This window comes from Pseudomonas sp. YeP6b (assembly GCF_025642995.1).
Classification (GTDB): Bacteria; Pseudomonadota; Gammaproteobacteria; order Pseudomonadales; family Pseudomonadaceae; genus Aquipseudomonas.
Genome location: NZ_CP080090.1, coordinates 1,816,231 through 1,839,673 on the forward strand (window position 1 = coordinate 1,816,231; position 23,443 = coordinate 1,839,673).

General features: G+C 61.9%; 21 protein-coding genes. 6 read left to right on the plus strand and 15 right to left on the minus strand.

Translation table 11 applies throughout. From position 1 onward, the window contains the following. Positions 1-26: 26 nt before the first annotated feature. From pdeM to KZH41_RS08190, 14 genes are all read right to left on the minus strand, one after another. Positions 27-677 carry a ligase-associated DNA damage response endonuclease PdeM gene (gene pdeM / locus KZH41_RS08125; RefSeq protein WP_263274651.1) on the minus strand — a complete coding sequence of 217 codons (651 nt, stop codon included), beginning with the start codon at positions 675-677 and terminating at the stop codon, positions 27-29. Continuing rightward, positions 677-3,157: a ligase-associated DNA damage response DEXH box helicase gene (locus KZH41_RS08130; RefSeq protein WP_263274652.1), complete on the minus strand. Its 2,481-nt coding sequence runs from the start codon at positions 3,155-3,157 to the stop codon at positions 677-679. Before KZH41_RS08130 ends, pdeM begins: the two co-directional genes overlap by 1 nt. A 57-nt stretch (positions 3,158-3,214) precedes the next feature. Next, a complete protein-coding gene (locus tag KZH41_RS08135; RefSeq protein ID WP_094950030.1) occupies positions 3,215-3,979 on the minus strand; it encodes an ABC transporter ATP-binding protein in 765 nt (254 codons plus the stop codon). A 13-nt stretch (positions 3,980-3,992) separates the two neighbouring features. Then, a complete protein-coding gene (locus tag KZH41_RS08140) occupies positions 3,993-5,111 on the minus strand; it encodes a succinylglutamate desuccinylase/aspartoacylase family protein (protein ID WP_263274653.1) in 1,119 nt (372 codons plus the stop codon). Positions 5,112-5,120: 9 nt separating this feature from the next. After that, positions 5,121-5,831 carry an ABC transporter permease gene (locus KZH41_RS08145; RefSeq protein WP_263274654.1) on the minus strand — a complete coding sequence of 237 codons (711 nt, stop codon included), beginning with the start codon at positions 5,829-5,831 and terminating at the stop codon, positions 5,121-5,123. Then, the gene (locus tag KZH41_RS08150) at positions 5,828-6,556 is read right to left on the minus strand and encodes an ABC transporter permease (RefSeq protein WP_094950027.1); all 729 of its coding nucleotides are present in this window, start codon (positions 6,554-6,556) and stop codon (positions 5,828-5,830) included. The genes KZH41_RS08145 and KZH41_RS08150 overlap by 4 nt, the downstream gene beginning before the upstream one ends. Before the next feature lie 59 nt (positions 6,557-6,615). Further along, complete coding sequence (locus KZH41_RS08155) at positions 6,616-7,395, minus strand: transporter substrate-binding domain-containing protein (protein WP_094950026.1); 780 nt, start codon at positions 7,393-7,395, stop codon at positions 6,616-6,618. 340 nt (positions 7,396-7,735) lie between these two features. Then, on the minus strand, positions 7,736-9,370 hold the full coding sequence (locus KZH41_RS08160; protein ID WP_263274655.1) for an ATP-dependent DNA ligase: 1,635 nt from the start codon (positions 9,368-9,370) through the stop codon (positions 7,736-7,738). Beyond that, positions 9,367-10,371: a ligase-associated DNA damage response exonuclease gene (locus KZH41_RS08165; RefSeq protein ID WP_094950024.1), complete on the minus strand. Its 1,005-nt coding sequence runs from the start codon at positions 10,369-10,371 to the stop codon at positions 9,367-9,369. Before KZH41_RS08165 ends, KZH41_RS08160 begins: the two co-directional genes overlap by 4 nt. Positions 10,372-10,563: 192 nt before the next feature. Beyond that, the gene (locus KZH41_RS08170) at positions 10,564-13,005 is read right to left on the minus strand and encodes a penicillin acylase family protein (protein WP_263274656.1); all 2,442 of its coding nucleotides are present in this window, start codon (positions 13,003-13,005) and stop codon (positions 10,564-10,566) included. 156 nt (positions 13,006-13,161) lie between these two features. Further along, complete coding sequence (locus KZH41_RS08175; RefSeq protein ID WP_003189235.1) at positions 13,162-13,362, minus strand: SEC-C metal-binding domain-containing protein; 201 nt, start codon at positions 13,360-13,362, stop codon at positions 13,162-13,164. After that, positions 13,359-13,841 carry an LEA type 2 family protein gene (locus KZH41_RS08180; protein ID WP_094950022.1) on the minus strand — a complete coding sequence of 161 codons (483 nt, stop codon included), beginning with the start codon at positions 13,839-13,841 and terminating at the stop codon, positions 13,359-13,361. Before KZH41_RS08180 ends, KZH41_RS08175 begins: the two co-directional genes overlap by 4 nt. Positions 13,842-13,860: 19 nt before the next feature. Next, on the minus strand, positions 13,861-14,331 hold the full coding sequence (locus KZH41_RS08185) for a YchJ family protein (protein ID WP_094950021.1): 471 nt from the start codon (positions 14,329-14,331) through the stop codon (positions 13,861-13,863). A gap of 2 nt (positions 14,332-14,333) precedes the next feature. Then, positions 14,334-14,831 carry a DUF6231 family protein gene (locus KZH41_RS08190; RefSeq protein WP_094950020.1) on the minus strand — a complete coding sequence of 166 codons (498 nt, stop codon included), beginning with the start codon at positions 14,829-14,831 and terminating at the stop codon, positions 14,334-14,336. A gap of 190 nt (positions 14,832-15,021) precedes the next feature. On the opposite strand from KZH41_RS08190, the gene KZH41_RS08195 reads away from it, so the two are divergent. The 3 genes from KZH41_RS08195 to KZH41_RS08205 all read left to right on the plus strand — a co-directional run bounded on the left by KZH41_RS08195 (position 15,022) and on the right by KZH41_RS08205 (position 16,922). Continuing rightward, entirely contained in the window at positions 15,022-15,717 is a 696-nt protein-coding gene (locus KZH41_RS08195) for an OmpA family protein (RefSeq protein ID WP_094950019.1), read from the plus strand. A gap of 160 nt (positions 15,718-15,877) precedes the next feature. Then, positions 15,878-16,171: a DUF1145 domain-containing protein gene (locus tag KZH41_RS08200; protein WP_094950018.1), complete on the plus strand. Its 294-nt coding sequence runs from the start codon at positions 15,878-15,880 to the stop codon at positions 16,169-16,171. Next, complete coding sequence (locus tag KZH41_RS08205; protein WP_094950017.1) at positions 16,164-16,922, plus strand: hypothetical protein; 759 nt, start codon at positions 16,164-16,166, stop codon at positions 16,920-16,922. Before KZH41_RS08200 ends, KZH41_RS08205 begins: the two co-directional genes overlap by 8 nt. Before the next feature lie 102 nt (positions 16,923-17,024). On the opposite strand, the gene KZH41_RS08210 is transcribed toward KZH41_RS08205, so the two are convergent. Then, positions 17,025-17,489 carry a CopD family protein gene (locus tag KZH41_RS08210; protein WP_242154787.1) on the minus strand — a complete coding sequence of 155 codons (465 nt, stop codon included), beginning with the start codon at positions 17,487-17,489 and terminating at the stop codon, positions 17,025-17,027. A 99-nt stretch (positions 17,490-17,588) separates the two neighbouring features. On the opposite strand from KZH41_RS08210, the gene dinG reads away from it, so the two are divergent. From dinG to KZH41_RS08225, 3 genes are all read left to right on the plus strand, one after another. Next, positions 17,589-19,733, plus strand: a complete 2,145-nt coding sequence (gene dinG / locus KZH41_RS08215; protein WP_094950015.1) for an ATP-dependent DNA helicase DinG — start codon at positions 17,589-17,591, stop codon at positions 19,731-19,733. A 98-nt stretch (positions 19,734-19,831) separates the two neighbouring features. Then, positions 19,832-22,129, plus strand: coding sequence for a beta-galactosidase (locus KZH41_RS08220; RefSeq protein ID WP_263274657.1), 2,298 nt, complete (start codon positions 19,832-19,834; stop codon positions 22,127-22,129). 82 nt (positions 22,130-22,211) lie between these two features. Next, a complete protein-coding gene (locus KZH41_RS08225; protein WP_094950013.1) occupies positions 22,212-23,357 on the plus strand; it encodes a serine hydrolase domain-containing protein in 1,146 nt (381 codons plus the stop codon). The last annotated feature ends 86 nt before the right edge of the window (positions 23,358-23,443 follow it).

Below are 23,443 nucleotides of genomic sequence, written 5' to 3' on the forward strand. Positions count from 1 at the left end.
TCAGGGCAAGAGACATGGCCGGCTTTTCAGCGCACCGGCCATACTTGCTCGTCGCCGATCACAAAGATCCGCCGATCGTCGCTCTGCTCCACTGAATACCCCCCGGTAAACGCGCCAAATGCCGGCAACAGGCTGATCCGCGACCCCAGCTGAAAGCACGGCAGGCGCAAACTCTGGCGGCCCTTGCCGCGCAAGCGAAACACCGGGTGCACATGCCCCGCCAGCACGTGGTGGCTGGCATGGGCATCCGGTTCGTGCTGCAGGGCAAACGGCCCCATCAGCAGCGGCTCGGGGAGCACCTCAATCCTCAAGTCGGCAGGCGGGTCGCCTGCGCGTTTATCGTGATTGCCGCGAATCAACGTCATGGCTACCTTGGGATTGCGCTCACGCCAGCCCCTCAAGGCGCTCAGGGTGCCGCTGGCGTGCGATCCCGGGCCGTGCAGGAAGTCGCCGAGAAAAATCACCTGCGCGCACGGTAAGGCCGATAACAGCCGGTCCAGGCGCAGCAGGTTTTCAGTGGTGGTGCCTTGTGGCACCGGTTGCCCCAGGCTGCGATAGGCAGACGCTTTGCCAAAGTGCGCGTCGGCAATCAGCAGGCACTGGCGAGCGGGCCAGAACATGGCCTTATCCGCCAGCAGCCAAAGCTCTTCTCCCTCAAGCGTCACTGAACAATGCATCAGCGTTTCCCGTTATCCGCGACTTTTTCGAGGTCCTTGACCATCCGCGCAATGCGCTCCGAGAGTTTTTCCGAACTCATGCTCTCGCGCATTCGCTCGACCAGCAGCGGGAAGGCCAGCGGTGTAGGCCGTTCGATCACATGCAGGTCCAATTGCAGCACCACCAGATGGCGCAATGTCTGTTCCAGCCGACGAATGTCCAACTCATCACGCAGGACTTCTTCCCCGGCTTGGGTCAGCAACAGGTTCTGCGGGTCATATTGTTTGAACACTTCGAAGAACAAACCGCTGGAAGCCTGCACCTGCCGCGTGCTTTTCGGCGCGCCGGGGTAGCCGGCGAACACCAACCCGGCGATGCGGGCGATTTCGCGAAAGCGGCGCAGGGCCAGTTCTCCGGCGTTCAGGCTGGCCGCGACGTCGGTCAGCAAATTTTGCGGGCTCAGCAACGCCGCGTTCAGCAACAGTGGCCAATCCACCGGCGTGGCGCTCAACAGTTCCAGCCCGTAATCATTCACGGCAATTGAAAAGGTCACCGGCTGCTGTTGGCTGACCCGCCACGCCAGCAGGCTCGCCAACCCCAGATGCACCTGGCGCCCGGCGAACGGGTAAAGAAACAGGTGCCAGCCCTCCCGCGACTTGAGGGCTTCGGCCAGCAGATGCGCACGCGTCGGCAAGCCGGACCAGCGCAGCTGGGTTTGCAGCAAGGGTTGCACCGCCCGCATCTCCGGGCCATCGAAGTGCCCGTGTGCCGCCGCGTCAAAGCGCTCGACTACGGCCTGGGCCAGCTCGTTGGAAAGCGGCATGCGCCCGCCATTCCAGCGCGGCACAGCGGCTTTCTTCGCAGTGCTGCGGCGCACATAAGCGGTCATGTTTTCCACGCGCACCAGCTCCAGCAAACGCCCGGCAAACAGGAAGCCATCGCCGGGTTTGAGCCGTGCGATAAAGCCTTCCTCGACGCTGCCCAAGTTCTTGCCGCCGCCGCCCTTGCTCCAGAATTTCAGCGCAATACTCGCATCACTGACGATAGTGCCCACGCTCATGCGATGGCGGCGGGCCAACCGCGCATCCGGCACGCGCCAGATGCCCTGCTCATCGGGCTCCACCCGGCGATAATCCGGGTAAGCCGTCAGCGACAGCCCGCCATGGCGCACAAACCCTAGCGCCCAGGCCCAATCCGCCTGTGTGAGGTCGCGATACGCCCAGGCGCCGCGCACTTCCGCCAGCAGTGCATCCGGCGTGAAACCGCCGCCCAGCGCCATGCTCACCAAGTGCTGTACGAGCACATCCAGCGGTTTGTAAGGCGATTCACGGGTTTCGATGCGTCGCTGCGCAATCGCATCCTGGGCGGCGGCGGCCTCCACCAACTCTAGACTGTGGGTGGGCACCAGCGTCACCCGCGACGGCCGCCCCGGCGCATGGCCGGAGCGCCCGGCGCGCTGCATCAGGCGCGCCACACCTTTCGCCGAGCCAATCTGCAAGACGCGCTCCACCGGCAGGAAGTCCACACCCAGATCCAGGCTGGAGGTGCACACCACGGCTTTTAGCTGACCGTCTTTCAGGGCCCGCTCCACCCAGTCGCGCGTCTCCCGCGAGAGTGAGCCATGATGCAAAGCAATCAACCCCGCCCAGTCCGGACGGGCTTCGAGCAACGCCTGATACCAAATCTCCGACTGCGCCCGCGTATTGGTAAACACCAGGCAACTGCTGCTGGCATCCACTTCGGCCACCACCTGCGGCAACATTTTTAAACCGATGTGCCCGGCCCAAGGAAAGCGCTCGGTGGCGGGCGGCAACAACGTATCCACGTGCAACTTTTTGGCTGTTTGCCCCTGCACATTGATCCCGCCGCCTTGTGGGACCAAAACCTCCAAGGCGTGGGATTGATTGCCCAGCGTCGCGGAAATCCCCCACACCATCAGCTCCGGATGCCAACGCCGCAGTCGCGCCAGCGCCAGCTGCAGTTGGACGCCACGTTTATTGCCGATCAGTTCATGCCATTCATCCACGATCACCATGCGCAGGTGCGCCAGGCTCGGCTCGCTGTCGGCCCGCGCCAGCATCAACGTAAGACTTTCCGGCGTGGTGACCAGCGCAGTGGGCTGGCGGCGGGTTTGGCGTGCGCGTTCGCTGCTGCTGGTGTCGCCGGTGCGCAGGCCGACGCTCCAGGGAATCTGCAAGGCCGCCAGCGGCGCTTCAAGGGCGCGTGCGGTGTCGGCGGCCAGCGCACGCATCGGCGTGATCCACAACACCGTCAGCGGCGCAGGCGGCGCTTTACGTTTATCGGTGGTGGGTGGGCGGGTGATGGCGAAGCGATTGAGGGCAGCAAACCACAGTGCATAGGTTTTACCCGCGCCAGTGCTGGCATGCAGCAAGCCTGACTGGCCCTGCTTGACCGCCGCCCACACGTCTTTCTGAAAGGCGAACGGTTTCCAGCCTTTGGCGGCAAACCAGTGTTTGGCGAAGTCGAAGGGTTTTGCCATGCGGAGTCTGACGCTCTGGAGGCTCTCTTCCAGAGACCCTCCAGGCGCCGCAAAGGTTTACTTCAAATTGCCGCTCAAGAACTGCTGCAGGCGCTCGCTCTTTGGATTGCCCAGCACATCGGCAGGCGCACCTTGCTCTTCCACCAGGCCTTTGTGCAGGAACAGCACCTGGCTCGACACCTTGCGCGCAAAGCTCATTTCGTGGGTGACCATGATCATGGTGCGGCCTTCCTCGGCCAGCCCCTGGATCACCTTCAACACCTCACCGACCAGCTCCGGGTCGAGGGCCGAGGTCGGTTCGTCGAACAGCATCACCTCCGGTTCCATGGCCAGGGCGCGGGCGATAGCCACCCGTTGCTGCTGGCCACCGGAGAGGAATGCCGGGTACTGATCGGCCACGCGTGCCGGCAAACCTACCTTGTCCAGGTAGCGACGGGCGCGGTCTTCGGCGTCTTTCTTGCTGCAACCCAGCACTCGGCGCGGGGCCATGGTGATGTTTTCCAGCACGTTCATGTGGCTCCACAGGTTGAAATGCTGGAACACCATCGCCAACCGTGTGCGCAGGCGTTGCAACTCGGCGTCGTCGGCCACGCGCATGCCGTGGCGGTCGCTGACCATGCGGATCTGCTGGCCGTCGAGGGTCATTGCGCCGTCGTTGGGGGTTTCCAGGAAGTTGATGCAGCGCAAAAAGGTGCTTTTGCCCGAGCCGCTGGCGCCGATCAGGCTGATCACGTCGCCGGTCTTGGCCTTGAGCGAGACACCTTTGAGCACTTCATTGTCGCCATAGCTTTTATGCAGGCCTTCAACGGTCAATTTGTACATGGGGCGTGCATCCTCAAGGCGAAAGTAGGTAGCCGCTGCGGTAGGCTTCAGTACCGGCGACATGGCTGATGACCATCCCGGCAGTGGCCATGCGGCGCAGCGAACGGGCGTAAAGTAGGCCGGCGTTTTTACAGTGCACGGGCGTTACGCGGTCGGTAATGGGGTCGATGATTTCGGCGATCAATTGCCCGGCTTCCAGGTATTCCCCCGGCAGGGCGCTGAACACCAGCAAACCGCCGACTGGCGTGGTCACAGGTTCCACGCCTGCCAACGGGGTGGCCGGGTAGGGCAGCTCGGGCTGTGGCGCGACGTCGCCGGCAATCGCGCCGAAGTGGATCAGGTAGTCGATGATCGCCTGGCAGTCGAGGCTGGCGAGGCCGTGATTGACGTCGCCCTGGCCACGCAGTTCGACGGTCACCGAAAAGCTGCCCAGGGGAATCGGGAAGCGCTCGCCGAAGCGTTGTTGCAACTGCCACCACACCAGGGTGAAACACTCATCGAAGGACTGCCCGCCGGAATCGGTGGCGAGCAAGTTGGCTTCCGAGCCGATATAGCGCGCCAGCGGCTCCACCTGTGGCCACGCCTGGGGCGTGGTGTACAGGTGCGCCACGGCTTCGAAGTCGCAATGCAGGTCCAGCACCATGTCGGCGTCGCAGGCCAGGCGTTGCAGTACCAGGCGCTGGGATTGCAACTGGGTGTCGGCGGTTTGCGCGGCCAAGGCCGTGGCCAAGGCGGCGCGAATCAGACGCGCGTTGTGCTGGGGATCATTGCCCAGCAAATATTCGACTTGGTCACCGACTTGCTCACTGAGGTCGACAAACAGGCGATTGAAGTTCTGCCCGCTTTCGAGCTCGTAGCGGCCCAGCGCAATGTCCATCAACACCTGCTCCAGGCCCACCGGGTTGGCAATGGGCACCAACACGATTTCGCTCAGCAGCCTTCCGGCCGCCGCCAACTCAGCCAGGCGCACCTTGAGGTGCCAGGCCACCAGCATGCCCGGCAGTTCGTCGGCATGCAGCGATGACTGGATGTAGATCTTGCCTTCAGCCTGTTCCGGGCCGAAGTGGAAACTGTGAATCTGCCGCGCCGTGCCGGGCACCGGCGCGATCAGCTCATGTACCTGATGACGCATAACGACTCCTTAGTGGCTCGGCCCGAGAAAGGCCAGCCAACGGCGCTCCGCCAGACGAAACAGCCCCACCAGGGCAAAGGTCACAGTCAGGTAGATCAGCGCAGCGATGCCGAATGATTGAAAGGTCATGTAGGTAGCCGAGTTGGCATCCCGCGCTACCTTGAGAATGTCCGGCACCGTCGCGGTAAACGCCACGGTGGTCGAGTGCAGCATCAGGATCACTTCATTGCTGTAGTACGGCAACGAGCGGCGTAGGGCCGACGGCATGATCACATAGGCGTACAGCTTCCAGCCGCTTAAGCCGTAGGCCTTGGCCGCCTCGACTTCACCGTGGGCCATGCTGCGGATCGAGCCGGCGAAAATCTCGGTGGTGTAGGCGCAGGTGTTCAGGGCGAAGGCGAGGATGGTGCAGTTCATCGCATCACGAAAGAACGTATCCAGCACCGGTTGCGCACGCACGGCCGCAATGCTGTAGATCCCGGTGTAGCAGATCAGCAGTTGGATATACAGCGGCGTACCCCGAAACAGGTAGGTGTAAAACTGCACCGGCCAGCGTATGTAGCGCTTGCGCGAAACGCGGGCGATGGACAGCGGGATCGACACCAGAAAACCAATCACCAGCGAGGCGCTGAGCAGCCACAGGGTCATCGCCAGCCCGGTGATGTTTTGGCCGTCGCTATAAAGGAAGGGGCGCCAGTATTGCTGCACAAGTTCGATCATCGCACGGCCTCCCGGGACCCAGCGGAGTAGCGACGTTCAAGCCGACGCAGGACGAAGTTGGAGGCGCTGGTGATCAGCAGGTAGATAAACGCTGCGATGACCAGGAAATAGAACAGTTGATAGGTGCTCTTGCCGGCATCCTGAGCCGCCTTGACCAGGTCCGCGAGACCGATGATCGACACCAGCGCCGTGGCCTTGAGCATCACCATCCAGTTATTGCCGATGCCCGGCAGGGCAAAGCGCATCATCTGCGGGAAGGTCACGTAGCGAAACCGTTGCCCGCGCTTGAGCCCGTAGGCGGTCGCCGCTTCCAACTGGCCACGCGGCACCGCGAGGATCGCGCCGCGAAAGGTCTCGGTGAAGTAGGCACCGTAAATGAAGCCCAGGGTGATGACCCCGGCGCTGAATGGGTCGATCTCGATGTAGTCCCATTCCATAAAGTCGGTAAAACCGGTCAACCAGATTTGCAGGCTGTAGAAAATCAGCAACATCAGCACCAGGTCGGGCACGCCGCGAATCAAGGTGGTGTAGAGCTGGGCGGGGATGCGGATCAGGCTGACGCTGGACAGTTTCGCGCTGGCGCCGATCAGGCCCAGCAGGACGCTGACGGCCAGGGAGGCGACCGACAGTTTCACGGTCATCCACGTACCTTGCAGCAACAGCGGGCCGAACCCCTTCAAACTGAAGGCACTCAGCCCCAGGGTTTGCAAAAGATCTTCAAACATGAATTCAGGACCTATGGCGATAAAAAAGCGCCCACCTGAAACAGGTGGGCGCCAGGGTGTTATTTACCGCTGTACAGGTTCAGATCGCCGAAGTGTTTCTTCTGGATAGTGGCGTAGGTGCCATCATCGTGTAACGCTTTGATACCTTTATCGAGTAAGGCCTTGAGGTCTTTGTTACCTTGTTTGATACCGACCGCCGTTTTGGACGGCAGCAATGGGTCGTCGATGGCCTTGCTGACTTCGTAGTCAGCGCCTGCCGGCGACTTCAAAAAGCCCAGTTCGGCTTGCAGCATGTCCTGCACCGAAGCGTCGAGACGGCCGGACGTCAGATCGGCATACACCTGATCCTGGTTGGCGTAGGCCTTGGTGGTCACACCGGCCTTGTCCAGTACCGCCTTGGCGTAGGCTTCCTGAATAGTGCCTTGCTCGTAGCCTACCGATTTGCCCTTGAGGGACTCAGGCGTGGAGTAGTTCGCGCCTTTTTTGAACACCAGGGAAGTTGGGCCGGAGAACAGCTCGCTGGAGAAGTCGATCGCCTTTTCACGGGCTTCGGTCACTGTCATCGAGGAAATCACGCCGTCGAACTTGTTGGCGTTGAGGCCTGGAATCATGCCGTCGAAGTCACTTTCAACCCACTTGCACTTAACCTTCAGCTCGGCGCAGATCGCATTGCCCAGGTCGATATCGAAGCCCACCAGGCTGCCATCGGCGGCCTTGGATTCGAACGGCGCGTAGGAAGGATCGACACCAAAACGCAATTCCTTGTATTCCTTGGCTGTCGCAACACCAGCAGCCATGCACAGAGCCAGTGCAGAAAGGGTCAGCAATGCTTTTTTCATTATGTAATCCCTGGAAACCAAGATAAGCGCTTGTGGCGCGTTTAGGACTGTTACTGAACGGTGTCAGACGGATCACAAGTAGCAATTTCTGCACCATAGTTCCGAATTTAGTTCCGAATGAGCTTTTTAAAAGGTGGGATGAGGGAGATCTGAGTGTAGGAGATGCCCGAAAATGGGCGTTGATTTTTCAGTGCACCATTTTGGATCTGACGCAGCTCAAAATGTGGGAGCTGGCTTGCCTGCGATGGTGGTGGGTCAGGCCCAATCTATTTACCTGACCCACCGCCATCGCGGGCAAGCCCGGCTCCCACATGGTTTTGCATGGTTTGTAAGTGACCAGTCAGGCCAATAGATCTTGCAAAGTTCCTAGGTTGTCAGCGTCATCCACCGCCTTATCCTGCCTCCACCGCAACATCCTGGGAAACCGCACCGCAATTCCGCTCTTATGCCGCTTGGACAGGGCAATCCCTTCAAACCCCAGTTCAAACACCATGCTCGGCGTCACGCTGCTGACCGGGCCGAATTTCTCTACCGTGGTTTTGCGCACGATAGCGTCAACCTTGCGCATTTCCTCGTCGGTCAGCCCTGAATAGGCCTTGGCGAACGGCACTAACGTGCGCTCCGTGCCTGGCGGGCCGTCCCACACCGCAAAGGTGTAGTCGCTATATAAGCTGGCGCGGCGACCATGGCCGCGCTGGGCGTAGATCAACACCGCATCGACGCTGAACGGCTCGACTTTCCATTTCCACCACACGCCCATGTCCTTGGTGCGGCCCACGCCGTACAGGCCATCCTTGGCCTTGAGCATCATGCCTTCCACGCCGAGGCGGCGAGAGTCTTCACGTTGCTGGGCCAGGTCGGCCCAACTCGTGCCCGTCAGCAACGGTGATGGCAGCAGCACCGGCTGCTTGCACTGAGCAATCACCTGCTCAAGCTGGGCGCGGCGCTCGGCCTGGGTGCGGTTGCGCCAGTCGGCGCCCTGATGTTCCAACAGGTCGTAGGCCAGGACGGCGACGGGCGCGTCCTCGAGGATTTTTTTGCTCAGGGTCTTACGGCCAATCCGCTGCTGTAGCAGGGCGAAGGGTTGCACCGACGCCTTCCACACCACGATTTCGCCGTCGATGACTGTGCCGTCCGGCAAGCCGCTGACCAGGCTGTGCAGTTCCGGGAAACGTTCAGTAACCAGCTCTTCACCCCGGGACCAAACCCACAGCCGGCCCTCACGCTTGACCAGTTGCGCGCGAATGCCATCCCACTTCCATTCCACCTGCCAGTCGGCGGGCGAACCGAGCAGGGCGTCGAATTGCTCCACCGGTTGCGACAGGCCATGGGCGAGAAAAAACGGATAAGGCTGCCCGCCGCGTTGCGCATGCTCGTCGGACGATTCGGCGGCGATCAGCTTGAGGTAGCCCTCTGCCGTAGGACAATTGGACAAGTCGGTGTAGCCCACCAGCCGCTGGGCAACGCGTTTACTGTCCAGGTCAGCCATGGCCGCGAGGGCGCGGGTCACCAGCAGTTTGGACACGCCCACGCGAAAGCTGCCGGTGATCAACTTGATGCACACCATCAGGCTCGGCTGATCCAATTGTGCCCATAACGCGGGTAGGCGCTCGGCCAATTCCAGCGGCGGCAAACCACGCAGGGGCAGGAGTTTTTCTTCCAGCCACACCGCCAGGCCGTCTTGCGAGGTGTAAGTGGATTCCGGCAGCAGCAAGGAAATGGTTTCGGCCAGGTCACCCACCGACTGGTAGCTCTCTTCGAACAACCACGGTTTGATGCCCGATGCTTCGGTGGCCATCTCCCGAAGCAGGCGCGTGGGCACCAGTTGCCGAGGCCGCCCGCCGGACAGAAAGTACACCGCCCATGCGGCATCCTCAGGCGGGGCTTGGCGAAAGTAGGCTTGCAGCGCCGCGAGCTTGGCATTGCTGGACGTGGTGGCGTCGAGGTTGGCATACAACTCGGCGAAGGCTTTCATGCCGTGGCCTCTTCTTCGTCATCGCCGTATTCGGTGCTGAAGCCCTGGGCATCCAGGCCTTTTTCCCGCAGGTGGCGCACCAATACGCCGACAGACCCGTGGGTGACCATCACCCGTTCGGCGCCGGTGTGTTCGATGGCCCACAGTAGCCCCGGCCAGTCGGCGTGGTCCGATAGCACAAAGCCGCGGTCCACACCGCGCCGCCGCCGTGTGCCGCGCAGGCGCATCCAGCCACTGGCGAAGGCGTCGCTGTAGTCGCCGAAGCGCTTGATCCAACTGCTTCCGCCCGCGGACGGCGGGGCGATGATCAGCGCTTGGCGCAGTAACGGGTCGGTCTTTTTGAAGTCGCCGGCGTAGAGAGTTTCGGGGATATACACCCCGGCCTCGCGGTACACACGGTTCAAGGGTTCGACCGCGCCATGGCTGAGGATCGGGCCGATGCTGGCGTCGATACCATGCAGGATGCGCTGGGCTTTGCCGAACGAATAACAGAACAACACGCTGGCCTTGCCGGCGGCACTATTGGCCTGCCACCAGTCATTGATCCCGGCGAAGATCTGCGCTTGGGGCTGCCAGCGGTAGATCGGCAGGCCAAAGGTGGATTCGGTGATAAAGGTGTGGCAACGCACGGGTTCGAACGGCGCGCAGGTGCCGTCGGGTTCGACCTTGTAGTCGCCGGAAGCGACCCAGACTTCGCCCTGATATTCCAGGCGCACCTGGGCTGAGCCCAGTACATGCCCGGCAGGGTGAAAACTCAGGGTCACGCCGTGGTGCACGAGTTTTTCGCCATAGGCCAGGGTTTGCAGGTTGATGTCCTGGCCCAGGCGCGAGCGCAGGATGCCTTCGCCGGGCGCGGCGGCCAGGTAATGCTGGTTGCCGGTGCGGGCGTGGTCGCCGTGGGCGTGGGTAATGACTGAGCGTTCCACCGGGCGCCAGGGGTCGATGTAAAAATCTCCCGCGGGGCAGTAGAGGCCTTCGGGCCGGGCAATGACAAGGTCCATGGGCGTGCCGGGGCAATGGGCTTATCAAATAGGAGGAGAGGCGCAGCGCAGAAGTTCTATCGGAATGCATGCAGTGGGATCGTTCCCACGCAGAGCGTGGGAATGCAGCCCTGGACGCTCTGCGTCCGCTTTTTTATGGCGTGACGCGGAGCGTCACAGGAGGCATTGCCACGCAGAGCGTGGGAACGATCATTACTTGCCGGGAGTGAGGGTCAACCGAGTCTTCCCATACACCTTCTCAAAGTTCTGCGGCTGCATCGGGAAGCTCAGGTATTGCGCCTTGAGCGACGCATCGATGCCGTTCGCATAGTTCGGGCTGGCCGGGTTGCCGGATTGGCCGATGCCGCCCTGGCCTATCATCGGTTCCACCTGGCCGAAGTCGACAATCATGCGCAGCGCCGGCACCTGGGTGGTGTTGAAGTCCTGGCCCCAACTGTACGGCGCCGGGTTCAAGGTGTTGTGGTCGCCGCCACTGGCCAGCGGGCCGCGAATCACCTGGCCGTTGGTGTTTTTCCAGGTGGTGCTGTGCAGTTTGCCCCACTGCCAGGCCTTGTGGTCGCCACCTAACTGACTGCCGCCAGCTGTGATTGCGGCAGCCAGGCTGCGGGCCAGGATCGCCGGTTTGTCTTCTTTCTGCGCGGTGCGCGCGTCGTCCCAGAACGGGCTGTCTTCGCGGCCCAGCAGGTGGTCGGCGTTGGCGGAGTAGGACAGGTTGGCGTTGCTGATAAAGGCTTTCCAGCTGGCGCTGTTTTCCGGGCCGAGTTCGTCGAGGAAGATCTGCTTCGTGCTTTCCTGTAGGAACACCTCGTAGATCGCCGCGTCGGCGGAAGTCGGCGCCAGGCGCCCATCAAACGCCATCAGGCGGTTCAGCGCCTCGCGGGCCTTGGTCGCGTCGGCCGCCGGCAGTGCATCAATCGCCTGTTTCAACGGCTGAGCCATACCCGGCGCCTGGAACATAGTCTTGAGCTTGGCGGCGAACGTGGTGGTCTGGTCGTATTGCATGGCGATCATGCTGCGGCTGTCATGCTTGCCGGCATTGGCCAGTTGCGCCAGGCGCTCGCTGCGCTCCGGCGCATCCCAGGAGTTGGACAACTGCATGCCATAGCCGCGCGGCGCGGTGCGCTGGTTGGCGGTGCCGATCCAGCCTTGGGCCGGGTCCTGATCATACGGGTGCAGCATCGCGTCGGCGTAACCGTCCCAGTCAAAGCGTGTGTCCCAGCCCGGCGAGGGCAGCAGGCCTTCGCCTTCGCGGCGGTTGGGGAAGCGGCCGGTGACTTGCCAGCCGATGTTGCTGGCGTCGGCGAAGATCATGTTCAGGGCAATCGCGCGGATTTCCCGGGTTGCGTCCGAGGCCTTGCCGGCGTTTTGCGCACGGGACAGGTCGAAGAACGCATCCAGGCTCTTGTCGTCTTTGAAATCGGCGGTTTGCAGGGCCAGGCCGAAACCGGTGTTCAGGGCCTGGCTGCTGTTGAGCAGGGCGCCGTGGCGGGTTTCGTATACCACTTCGCGCAGTGGCCGCTGGCCCTTGGCGAAGAAGGTTTCGTTACGCACGGTGGCCGGTAGCCATTTGCCGTTGTTCTCGTAGTACAACGCGCTGCCTTGGCGTTTGACCTTTTCCAGGAACAGGTCCTGGGTGTCGCCTTTGACCGCACTCATGCTCCACGCCACTTTGCCGTTGAAGCCGGACAACAGGGTCGGCAGGCCGGCAATCGAGGCGCCGACCGCTTGGTATTTCGGTGCGCGAATCTGCACGTAGCTCCACGGCGACGGCGCTTGCGGCTGGGCGGCAAGGTCGCTGGCCAGCAGGCTTTTGCCGCTGCGGCTGCGTTGTGGGCCGATCGCCCAGTTACTCGAGGTCGTCACCGCCAGTGCATTGAGGCTGTTGAGTTGCTGGCCGACGGCGTCCAACCCGGCGAGGCCGGTGATCTGCCCCAGGTTCACGCCCTTGAGCTTGTCGGTTTCGGCCAGTGGGATCGGCTCATCCGGCGCGCTAGGGGTGAGCCAGGCGAGCTTGTCGACTCCGACTTTCTGCGCCAGCACCAGCGACGAGAGTTCTTCCTGCAGGTTGCTCGACTCGCTGAAATTCAGCAGGCAGAACAACAGCGCCGAATCTTCCGGCTTCCAGTACTCAGGCTTGTAGCCGGTCTGGGCCAGGTCCGGCGGCAGCTTGTCGCGGTAGCGGAACAGGTAGGCGTTGACGCCACGGGCATACACTTCAAAGAAGCGCTTGAGGCGCGGCGACGAGGCGTTATACAGCTCGCCGGCGCTTTTTTTCAGGTTGACCGCGCGCATGAAGCGGTCGACGTCCAGCACTTGCGGCCCGGACATTTCCGCCAGACGGCCCTGGGCCAAGAGGCGCAAGGTGACCATCTGCGTGATGCGGTCGCTGGCGTGTACATAACCGAGGCTGAACAGCGCGTCATGGAAGGTGTTGCTTTCGATCAGCGGCATGCCCTGGGCATTGCGGCGTACCGATACATTCTGGGCCAGGCCTTTGATCGGCTGCACGCCGGCAACGGGCGGCAGGGTGTCCTGGGTGCTCTGGAGCTGGCAACCGGCCAGGCTTAATGCACTGGCCACTGCCGCGGCAACGCCGAACCGGGGAAGAAAATGTGAGAGGGCTGGCGAGGCCATGGCAAAGCTCCTGCGGGGGGTAGCGTCATTAAAGGCGCTACGTTAGTGAGCGCGGCGAAACGACGCAAGCAGGAGTTTTGGGTTAAGCGTGAGAACTTAAGTCTTGCGCAAATCAATGTGGGAGCGGCGCTCCCACATTTGGATCTTCAGCGCGGCTTATGCCCCGTGGCACTTCTTGAATTTCTTTTCACTGCCGCACGGGCAAGGATCGTTGCGGCCAACGTCCTTCAACGCATTGCGCACCGGCTCTTGGTGAGCGTGGCCGCAGTTCGGGCCGTGGACATGGCCGTGGTCGTGATCATGATGATCGTGATCGTGGTTGCAGTCAGGACCATGGACATGGGGTTGCTGAGTCATCGATGTCGCTCCGGAATAAAATCGCCGGGGATTATCTCGCCATTGTGGGCCACCTGCACGTCATTACCGATGAATAATCCGGTTTTCAGCTCGCCCTCCAGGCGATAGGGCACGGGCTTGCTCGGATTCTTCAGCATCTGCACTACATCGCGTATCTGCGGCCAAAGGTTGGTGCGCACCGTCACCCTGAAAAAAGCGTGGCCGCGCGGTGGCACGGTCAGCCATTCGTTGGACTCGCCTTCGGTCAGCACAAAATCGTCCAGGCTGACCTTGTAGATCAGGCCGCGCACTGTGAGGTCGGCGTCGTCGCGGTTGTCGACGCGAAAGTACAGCTTGAATTTCTGCTCCAGTAACTTGGCCCGCACCACTTCGACTTTCACCAGCGATACATGGGGCGCGGGCGCATCGTCTGCGAACCACGAGGCGCAACCGCTCAGGCCCAGGGTTAACGCCAGCATCAAGCTGTAAATCCGAAGCATGGCGTGAGTCCTGTGGTGGTTAGAGGTAGCTGGAGCAGCACTTCTTGAATTTCTGCCCACTGCCACACAAACATACATCATTGCGCCCGGCCTTCACCTCCACCGTCGGGTCGATGAAGTACCAGCGCCCCTCATTCTGTACGAAAGACGACTGCTCACGGTGGCTGTGTTCGCCGGTGCTGTCGTGCCAGCGCGCGGTAAAGGTCACAAAGGCATGCTCCGGCTGGCCGCCAAACACCTCGGAGCTTTCCACTTCAAGGCCGAGCCAGGTGCTCTGGGCACTCCAGGTGCCGATGGCGACGCGGTCCAGGCCGGCTTGTTGCGCGGGCAACGTGGTGGCGACCAGATAGTCCACCAGCCCCAGCACATAGGCACTGTAGCGCGAGCGCATCAGCGCGGTGGCGCAGGGCGCCGGGTGGCCGGCGTGATAATGGCCGCAGCAGGCCTCCAGCAGATTGCCGCTGCCACAGGGGCAAATGGATGTACTCATGGTTACCACCAATACTTTCCGAAGTTTTCCGGGTTGGCCCAAAAGCGGGCGTTGAGCCAGTCCGGCACCTGTTTATAGTCAAGCAGATCATAGGTAAACAGCGTCAGAACCTGATCATCGCGCTGGAACCGTTCGCCGGCCTGCAGGGCCAGGGAGAAGAAGTCGGTGTCCTTCCAGCCGCAGGCGCCCAGATCGGCCAGCACCGCAATGCGGCTGGCATTGAGGTTGCGAATGCCGCCGAGCAAGGTCAGGCCTTGCGGTTTTGACAGGTGCTCCAGGCAATCGACCACCAGCGCCAAGTCAAAACGCTGCGCCGCCAGCTCTGCCGGCAATGGCCCGGGCGCAGCGATGGCGACAACGGTGCCCGGGTGCTCGGCTTGAAACGCCTCCAGCGCCGGAAACTGGCTGGCGCCCAACAGCAAAAGGCGTTTGGGCTGGTGCAGATCCAGCAAAGCGGCCAGCGCTTGCTGTGGCGTACGGGAAGAAATACCAGCGATCATCAGAGATCCTCACATCAGGACCCTAGAGACTAGCGCGGCTGAGCCTGCGGGCCTAGAGCGGGCGGCAGCGAAAAGTCCTGCGTGAACGGCCAACCTCAATAAATACGGGGGTGCGGCGCAGTGGCGCAGATGAAAAGAGCCGTCTTTACTCCACCTGTCGGCCCTCGCCGACCCCCTCAGGAGAAATCAAATGAGCATCATGCGGACAGCTCTACCCTTGGTTCTGCTAACCGGAGTATTGACAGGTTGCGCAGGTTTGCAAAAAACCGATTGGCCCACCTGTGCCGCAGTCGGTGGTGTGACGGGCGCTGCGATTGGCGCCACTGAAAGTTCGGCGTACGCCGGCGCTGGCGCGCTGCTGATCGGCGGCATGGCTGGCGCCTATTGCTGGGTGCACGGCGATGGCGACGAAGATGGCGATGGCGTACCGGACAGCCGTGACAAGTGCCCGGGCACACCGAAAGGCATGCAGGTGGATGTGAACGGTTGCCCTCCGGTGCCGGTGGCGGCCGTGGTTGAGGAGGTGGTGGTAGTCAAGGAAGAAACCATCGTGATCCGCGATGTGCACTTCCAGTTCGACTCGGCCAAGCTCACGGCGGCGGACAAAACCAAGCTCGACACCATCGCCACGCGCCTGAAACAGGAAGCTCCGAGTGCGCAGCTGCGGGTCAGTGGGCACACCGACAGCGTCGGCAAAGACGCCTATAACCAGAAACTCTCGGAAAAACGCGCGCACTCGGTGACGGATTACCTGGTTAGCGCGGGCGTGCCGCGCAGCAACTTTGTATCGGTGGTCGGTGCGGGCGAAAGCCAGCCGGTGGCCGATAACAACGCCGCTGACGGGCGCGCGTTGAACCGCCGTGTGGAAATCAAAATCAGCCGCTGACGGCCTTTGCCCCTGGGGGAGCCGCAGGGGCATTGCTGGCGATCCTCGTCGAAACCGCAGGCAAACCAGCCCTTTATCAAGTTTTTTCAACCTTCACTGGCAAATCGCCTGCAGAAGTCGGTACTGTGCGCCCAAAGAATAATAGGCAGGGGCATGCGGGATGAAGGTGTTTTGGGGGTTGGGAAAGTTTCTGACGTTGCTGTTCTGGGTCGTGGTAGTGGTCAATCTGTTCCGGCCGCTCGCCAATCCGTTCCACCTGTTGGTCAGCCTGGCCGGCAGTCTGTTGTTCCTGACCCATCTGTTGGAACTGCTGTTGTTCAACAGCAGCTTGAAACACCGTGCCCACCCTTGGCGTGACCGCTTGCAGATTCTGCTGGTGGGGATGTTCCATGTGCGGGGCCTGTCGGCGCCTGCCGCAATTGATGAAACGAACAAGGAGGCCAATCATGCGTAAGGTTTTTCTGTTGGCCCTGTTGGTCAGCCCCATTGCCCTGGCCCAGAGCGTCAGTGTCGAAACCAACTCGCTGATGCGCCTGCCCAGCAGTACCAGCGTGTTGCAGCTCGAACGCCTGGATGTGGCGGACTACGGCACGTTGCTGGTGCCGGCCACCATCAGCCAAGTCACGGTGGATGAGCTGCATTTGGGGCGTGAGGCGCGTATCGCCATCGCCCCCGGCAATACCGCGCTGCAATTGCAGGTGCGCAATGCGCAGCTGGAACATGGCAGCCAGATCACCTCGCGCGGCGCTCCCGGGACCCACGAACGGCCGGCCAAGGCCGGGCGTGATTTGGTCTTGCGCATCAATGCCCTTAGCGCCGAAGAGCTGTCGGTGGATGCCCGTGGCGGCGCCGGTGCCCAAGGTTATGCGGGCCTGGATGGCGCCAACGGCGTGGACCCGGGTTGCACCTGGGGTTCGGCCGGGCGCGGCGCCAATGGCGATAACGGTGGCGATGGCCTGCCAGGCGCGGCGGGCGCGACCGTGCGTGTCGAGCTGCCGCAGAGCTTCCCGGCGGAGCAGATCAAAGTCTGGGTGGATGGCGGGGCCGGCGGTTTGGCCGGCACGGCGGGTAAGCCGGGTAAAGGTGGGCAATCCAAAGGCTGCGTGGTGTATCGCGCCGATGGTGGCGACAAGGGCCGACCTGGCTTGGAAGGGCAACCGGGGCCGGCAGGGCCTGCGGGGGCTGTGACTATTCAGCGGCTCTGAGTCGCCTGGTCTGACACCATCGCGGGCAAGCCCGACTCCCACATTGAAATGCGATTACCTGTGGGAGCCGGGCTTGCCCGCAATGGCGGAATAAAGATCGCCTCAGAACATCGGCCGAGCCGAAGCAATCGCCACCACCACCAACCCAACAATCAGATTAATCCCCACCAACTTGCGAATCTGCCCCAGCGCAGCCGCACCTGTCGGCCAATCCTCAGCCGCCACCGCCTTGCGCAGTTCCGGGAACTTCAACGCCTGGATACGGATAAACAGCGCCGTCATCACCAGATACAAGCCCATCATCACTTGCACATAGCGCGGCGCGGTCTCAAACCCGCTGAAGCGCAGTTGCAGCAGGCCGATGCCGCTGATCGGCAAAACCGCCACCGCGACCCAGACCCACACGAAAAAACGTTGAAACACATTCGCCCACAGCTTGAGCCGGGCAGGGCCCTCAAGTGCCGCCATGGCGGCGGGGCGCAGGATCATCCAGGCGAAAAACATACCGCCGACCCAAACCAGGGCGGCCAATACATGCAGGGTGTAAGCGAGGCTAAACGCGGTCATTGTGGTACTCCGTTCTGCGCGGGATTAATTAGCGGGGTATGATAGCGGCCGATCCGAACCACTGAAAATTTATCCAGCGTTTTTTGCGCCCGACTATCCATGATCAGCACTGAACTTAAAACCACGATCCAGGGCGCCTATTCGCGTTTTCTCGAAGCCAAGAGCTTGAAACCGCGCTACGGCCAACGCCTGATGATCGCCGAAGTCGCCAAAGTCCTCGGGGATATCGACACCGACGACGAAGGTCGGCGCAGTGGCGACCCCGCGATCGTGGCCGTCGAGGCCGGCACCGGCACCGGCAAGACCGTGGCCTACAGCTTGGCCGCGATCCCGACTGCCAAGGCCGCCGGCAAGCGCCTGGTGATCGCCACCGCCACCGTCGCCCTGCAAGAGCAGATTGTCTACAAAGACCTGCCTGACCTGATGCGCAACAGCGGCTTGAATTTCACCTTCGCCCTGGCCAAGGGGCGTGGCCGCTACATGTGCCTGTCCAAGCTCGATGTATTGCTGCAGGAAGGTCACGCGCAAACCGCCACGGCGTCGCTGTTCGAAGAAGAAGGCTTCAAGATCGAGGTTGATGAAGTCAGCCAGAAGCTGTTTACCAGCATGATCGAAAAGCTGGCCGGCAATAAATGGGACGGCGACCGCGACAGTTGGCCCACCGCCCTGGAAGATGCCGACTGGGCACGCCTGACCACCGACCACAGCCAGTGCACCAACCGCCATTGCCCCAACTTCGGCCAGTGCGCCTTCTACAAGGCCCGCGAAGGCATGGGCAAGGTCGACGTGATCGTCACCAACCACGACATGGTCCTGGCTGACCTGGCCCTGGGCGGCGGCGCCGTGCTGCCGGACCCGCGCGACACCCTTTACGTATTCGACGAAGGCCATCACCTGCCCGACAAGGCTATCGGCCACTTCGCCCACTACACGCGCTTGCGCTCCACTGCCGACTGGCTGGAAACCACCGCCAAGAACCTCACCAAGTTGCTGGCCCAGCACCCGCTGCCCGGCGACCTGGGCAAGCTGATCGAGCAGGTGCCGGAGCTGGCGCGCGAGATCAAGACCCAGCAGCAGTTCATGTTCAGCGCCTGCGAACAGGTCGCCGACTTCAAGCCCGGCGAAGACGTGGAGGGCCGCGAGCGGCCGCGTCACCGCTTTGTCGGCGGGTTGATCCCCGAGCACATGCGTGAAATGGGCATCGAGCTCAAGAAGGGCTTTTCGCGCCTGACCGACCTGTTCACCCGCCTGACCGACTTGCTCAAGGAAGGCATGGACGGCGAGGTCAACATCGGCATCGCCAGCAACCAGGCTGAAGAATGGTATCCGCTGTTCGGTAGCCTGTTGTCGCGTTCCCAGGGCAACTGGGAGTTGTGGACCGCCTTCACCGTCGAGGACCCGGAAGACAACCCGCCAATGGCGCGTTGGCTGACCTTGTCAGAAAGCGGCGCGCTGTTTGATATCGAGGTTAACGCCAGCCCGATCCTTGCCGCCGAAATGTTGCGCCGCAACTTGTGGAACGTGGCCTACGGTTGCCTGGTGACCTCGGCCACGCTGACGGCCCTGGGCACCTTCGACCGCTTCCGCATGCGTGCCGGCCTGCCGAAAAAAGCCGTCACCGCCGTGGTGCCGAGCCCGTTCCACCACGCCGATGCGGGTGTGCTGCGGGTGCCGGACCTCAAGGCCGACCCACGGGACGCGCCGGCGCACACGGCGGCGATCATCCGCGACCTGCCGGCGTTGGTTGAAGGCTCGCGGGGCACCCTGGTGCTGTTCTCCTCGCGCAAACAGATGCAGGACGTGTTCGACGGCCTCGACCGCGACTGGCGCAAGCAAGTGTTTATCCAGGGCAACCTGTCCAAGCAGGAAACCCTGAACAAGCACAAGGCGCGCGTCGATGGTGGCGATTCCAGCGTGCTGTTCGGCCTGGCCAGTTTCGCCGAAGGCGTGGACTTGCCCGGTGCCTACTGTGAGCACGTGGTGATCGCCAAGATCCCGTTCTCGGTGCCGGATGATCCGGTCGAGGCGGCTTTGGCCGAATGGATCGAAGCCCGTGGCGGTAACCCGTTCATGGAGATCTCGGTGCCGGATGCTTCCTTGAAGCTGGTTCAGGCCTGCGGGCGCTTGCTGCGTACCGAGGAAGACCGGGGCACCATCACCCTGCTCGACCGCCGTTTGGTCACGCAGCGCTATGGCAAAGCCATCCTCAATGCTTTGCCGCCGTTCAGGCGCGAAATTTCTTAAGCCGCCGTGGGCGAATTCGCCCACTTCGTGGTCTATCTCACTGCTATCGATGTATGTCATCAGGCCAGTCACCGGCCGTTTGGGAGAACCTTGTTCGTATGATTCGCACGCTGCCCGCTCTTTTTGCCTTGTTGTTCGCTGCGCCCCTGATGGCCGCGCCTGCCGGGCAACAAACGCTGTTCAATTTCGTCCGGCCTGCCGATGTGGTCAAGGTGGCGACCCTGGACGCCAGCCTGCCGCAATACAACGCCGAACAAACTGCTGAAGGTGAAGTGCTGCGCCGCATCACCTTCAACCCGGCGGCTGAGCCGAGCCTGGTGCTCAGCCCGCAGACCGGCGTGTGGGACTGGTCGCAGTCCGGCGCCATGAGCCTGCGTATCCAGAGCGCGATGGACTGGGCGCTGACCCTCTACGTCAAAGTGCAAAGCACCGACGGTAAAACCTTGGTCAGCCGCATCGACCTGCCAGCCGGGCCAGCGCAGACCCTGCTGATACCGCTGCAAGCCAACACCCCGCTGAGCCAAGGCATGAAAGCCGGCCCGCCGATGCCGATCACCGTGGACGGCCAGCGTGTATTGCTGGCGGGCAGCGCCGGGGAAATCGACCGCAGCCAGGTGGCGTCGGTCACCCTGTCGATGGTCAAGCCCAACGCCGCGCAAAGCATCCTGTTGGAACGCTTCGGGGTTCAGGACAGCGAGCCGGTGCTGAAGGTGGCCTACAGCGAACTGGTGGATGCGTATGGCCAGTCCACCCGCGCGCGCTGGCCCGAAAAGGTCAGCAACGATGAACAACTCAAGGCCGCAGCAGCCAAAGAGCAGCTACAACTCAAGGGCTGGCTGGCTGAGCGCGACAAGTCTTCCCTGGACCAATACGGCGGCTGGAACAAAGGCCCGGCGTTTGAAGCCAGCGGTTTTTTCCGCACCGAGAAACGCGACGGTCGCTGGTTCTTGGTGACGCCGGAAGGCCATCCGTTCTACTCCTTGGGCGTCAACACCGTGGCGCCGGACAACAACCAGACCTATGTGGCTGGTCGCGAGTGGATGTTTGCCGCGCTGCCCAAGGCCGGCGAGCCGTTCGACACGTACTACGGCAGTGGTGATAACCGCGGCGGCAACGGCGCCGACCAAGGCCGGGGCTTCAATGTGGGGCGTTGGTACGATTTCTACGGCGCCAACCTGCAGCGTGCTTACGGCACCGACGGTTTTGATCAGAAGCGCTGGGTCACGCACACCCTAGACCGCCTGCAAGCCTGGGGTTTCAATACTGTGGGCAACTGGAGCGACGAGGATTTGGCCCGCGCCGACCGCGTGCCGTACACCTTGCCGCTGTCGATTGTCGGTGACTACGCCAGCATCAGCACCGGCACCGACTGGTGGGGCGGCATGCCCGACCCGTTCGACCCGCGTTTTGCCATGGCCACTGAACGTGCGGTGGCCATTGCTGCTCGCGATCACCGCGACGACCCGTGGCTGATCGGCTTCTTTGCCGACAACGAGCTGGCCTGGGCCGGTCCCGGCGACGATGCAAAATCCCGTTACGCCTTGGCCTACGGCACGCTGCGCATGACCACCGACGTACCGGCCAAGCGCGCATTCCTCAAGCAACTGCGCGACAAGTACCGCAATGAAGACGGCCTGTCGAAGGCTTGGGGCATTCACCTGGCGGGCTGGGAGCTGATGGAAGACCCAGGCTTCGAGCCGCCGATGCCAAACCCTGAGCATCCGGAGATCGAAGCTGACTTTAAATACTTCCAGAAGACCTTCGCCGATGCGTATTTCAAGACCATCTCCGATTCGCTGAAATGGCACGCGCCCAACCAGTTGCTGCTGGGCGGCCGTTATGCCGTGAGCACCCCGGAGGCCGTGGCGTCCTGCGCGCAGTATTGCGATGTGCTGAGCTTCAACATGTACACCCTCAAGCCGCAGGATGGTTATGACTTTGTCGCTCTGCGAGCCTTGGATAAGCCGGTGCTGATCACCGAGTTCAACTTCGGCTCGGCGGACCGTGGCCCGTTCTGGGGCGGCGTGACGCAGTTGGCCAAGGAAGAAGACCGTGGCGTGGCCTACAACAACTTCCTCAAGCAGGCCATGGCTGAGCCGTCGATTGTCGGTGTGCACTGGTTCCAGTACCTGGACCAACCGGTGACCGGGCGTCTGCTGGACGGTGAAAACGGCCACTTCGGTCTTGTCGGCATCACCGATGTGCCGTTCCAGGGCTTTGTCGACAGCGTGCGTAAAAGCAACCTGGCGGCGGTCGACCAGTTGGGTAAAGAGGCGCAAAAGGCCAAGGCCGCCAGCGCGGTTCGTGAGAGCGAAGGCGGCAGGTCGGGGAGTGCAGGCAAAGGCGCGGGGCAGGGCGCCGGGCACGCCGGCGGTCACTCTGGAAACGGCCATTGATTCATCGATGACGGGTTCACAAAACCCCTAATGACTGGAACAATGACGGCCACTTCTTACAGGGTTTTCCGAGGCGGGTCAGGTGCAGATTCAGGGTCATTACGAACTTCAGTTCGAAGCGGTACGTGAAGCGTTCGCCGCGTTGTTCGATGACCCGCAGGAGCGTGGTGCTGGGCTGTGTATCCAGATCGGCGGCGAAACCGTCGTCGACCTGTGGGCCGGCACCGCCGACAAAGACGGTGCTGAAGCCTGGCACAGCGACACCCTGGTCAACCTGTTCTCCTGCACCAAGACCTTCACCGCCGTCACCGCCCTGCAATTGGTGGCCGAGGGCAAGTTGAAACTCGATGCGCCCGTGGCTGACTATTGGCCCGAGTTTGCGGCGGCCGGTAAAGAAACCATCACGCTGCGCCAGCTGCTCTGCCATCAGGCCGGGCTGCCGGCGATCCGCGAGATGCTGCCGGCCCAAGCCTTGTACGACTGGCAGCTGATGGTCGACACCCTGGCGGCCGAAGCTCCGTGGTGGACGCCGGGCGAAGGGCATGGCTATGAGGCCATCACTTACGGCTGGCTGGTCGGTGAATTGCTGCGCCGTGCCGACGGGCGTGGGCCGGGTGAGTCGATCGTCGCGCGGGTTGCGCGGCCATTGGGCCTGGACTTCCACGTGGGTTTGGCGGATGAAGAGTTTTATCGTGTTGCCCATATAGCGCGCAGCAAAGGCAATATGGGCGATGAGGCCGCGCAACGATTACTGCAAGTAATGATGCGCGAACCTGCGGCCATGACTACGCGTGCATTTGCCAACCCACCGTCTATTCTGACCAGCACTAATAAGCCCGAATGGCGGCGCATGCAGCAGCCAGCGGCAAATGGTCACGGTAATGCGCGCAGCCTGGCGGGTTTTTATAGCGGATTGTTGGACGGTAGTTTGCTGGAAAGCGACATGCTCGAACAATTGACCCGCGAACACAGTGTCGGGCCGGATAAAACCTTATTGACCCAAACCCGTTTCGGTTTGGGTTGCATGTTGGATCAACCGCACTTGCCCAATGCCACGTTCGGCCTTGGCCCACGTGCGTTTGGCCATCCTGGGGCTGGGGGTTCGGTGGGGTTTGCCGACCCAGAACATGATGTAGCGTTCGGTTTCGTGACTAATACACTGGGGCCTTACGTACTTATGGACCCGCGTGCACAGAAGTTGGTCGGAATATTGGCCGGTTGTCTGTAAAGAGCTTGCTGTTTCACGTTTTTTTGTTACAAAGGCAACTATAAGAAGGCGCTGAACGAAATTTTGTAACTTTAATGTTCTGTAAG

Bases quoted from the DNA above. Each gene is read 5' to 3' on its own strand.
- pdeM (WP_263274651.1), bottom strand. From the start codon at position 677: ATGCATTGTTCAGTGACGCTTGAGGGAGAAGAGCTTTGGCTGCTGGCG.
- KZH41_RS08150 (WP_094950027.1), bottom strand. From the start codon at position 6,556: ATGTTTGAAGATCTTTTGCAAACCCTGGGGCTGAGTGCCTTCAGTTTG.
- KZH41_RS08160 (WP_263274655.1), bottom strand. From the start codon at position 9,370: ATGAAAGCCTTCGCCGAGTTGTATGCCAACCTCGACGCCACCACGTCC.
- dinG (WP_094950015.1), top strand. From the start codon at position 17,589: ATGATCAGCACTGAACTTAAAACCACGATCCAGGGCGCCTATTCGCGT.
- KZH41_RS08205 (WP_094950017.1), top strand. From the start codon at position 16,164: ATGCGTAAGGTTTTTCTGTTGGCCCTGTTGGTCAGCCCCATTGCCCTG.
- KZH41_RS08170 (WP_263274656.1), bottom strand. From the start codon at position 13,005: ATGGCCTCGCCAGCCCTCTCACATTTTCTTCCCCGGTTCGGCGTTGCC.
- KZH41_RS08135 (WP_094950030.1), bottom strand. From the start codon at position 3,979: ATGTACAAATTGACCGTTGAAGGCCTGCATAAAAGCTATGGCGACAAT.
- KZH41_RS08210 (WP_242154787.1), bottom strand. From the start codon at position 17,489: ATGACCGCGTTTAGCCTCGCTTACACCCTGCATGTATTGGCCGCCCTG.
- KZH41_RS08190 (WP_094950020.1), bottom strand. From the start codon at position 14,831: ATGATCGCTGGTATTTCTTCCCGTACGCCACAGCAAGCGCTGGCCGCT.
- KZH41_RS08200 (WP_094950018.1), top strand. From the start codon at position 15,878: ATGAAGGTGTTTTGGGGGTTGGGAAAGTTTCTGACGTTGCTGTTCTGG.
- KZH41_RS08140 (WP_263274653.1), bottom strand. From the start codon at position 5,111: ATGCGTCATCAGGTACATGAGCTGATCGCGCCGGTGCCCGGCACGGCG.
- KZH41_RS08155 (WP_094950026.1), bottom strand. From the start codon at position 7,395: ATGAAAAAAGCATTGCTGACCCTTTCTGCACTGGCTCTGTGCATGGCT.
- KZH41_RS08180 (WP_094950022.1), bottom strand. From the start codon at position 13,841: ATGCTTCGGATTTACAGCTTGATGCTGGCGTTAACCCTGGGCCTGAGC.
- KZH41_RS08165 (WP_094950024.1), bottom strand. From the start codon at position 10,371: ATGGACCTTGTCATTGCCCGGCCCGAAGGCCTCTACTGCCCCGCGGGA.
- KZH41_RS08130 (WP_263274652.1), bottom strand. From the start codon at position 3,157: ATGGCAAAACCCTTCGACTTCGCCAAACACTGGTTTGCCGCCAAAGGC.
- KZH41_RS08175 (WP_003189235.1), bottom strand. From the start codon at position 13,362: ATGACTCAGCAACCCCATGTCCATGGTCCTGACTGCAACCACGATCAC.
- KZH41_RS08145 (WP_263274654.1), bottom strand. From the start codon at position 5,831: ATGATCGAACTTGTGCAGCAATACTGGCGCCCCTTCCTTTATAGCGAC.
- KZH41_RS08220 (WP_263274657.1), top strand. From the start codon at position 19,832: ATGATTCGCACGCTGCCCGCTCTTTTTGCCTTGTTGTTCGCTGCGCCC.
- KZH41_RS08185 (WP_094950021.1), bottom strand. From the start codon at position 14,331: ATGAGTACATCCATTTGCCCCTGTGGCAGCGGCAATCTGCTGGAGGCC.
- KZH41_RS08195 (WP_094950019.1), top strand. From the start codon at position 15,022: ATGAGCATCATGCGGACAGCTCTACCCTTGGTTCTGCTAACCGGAGTA.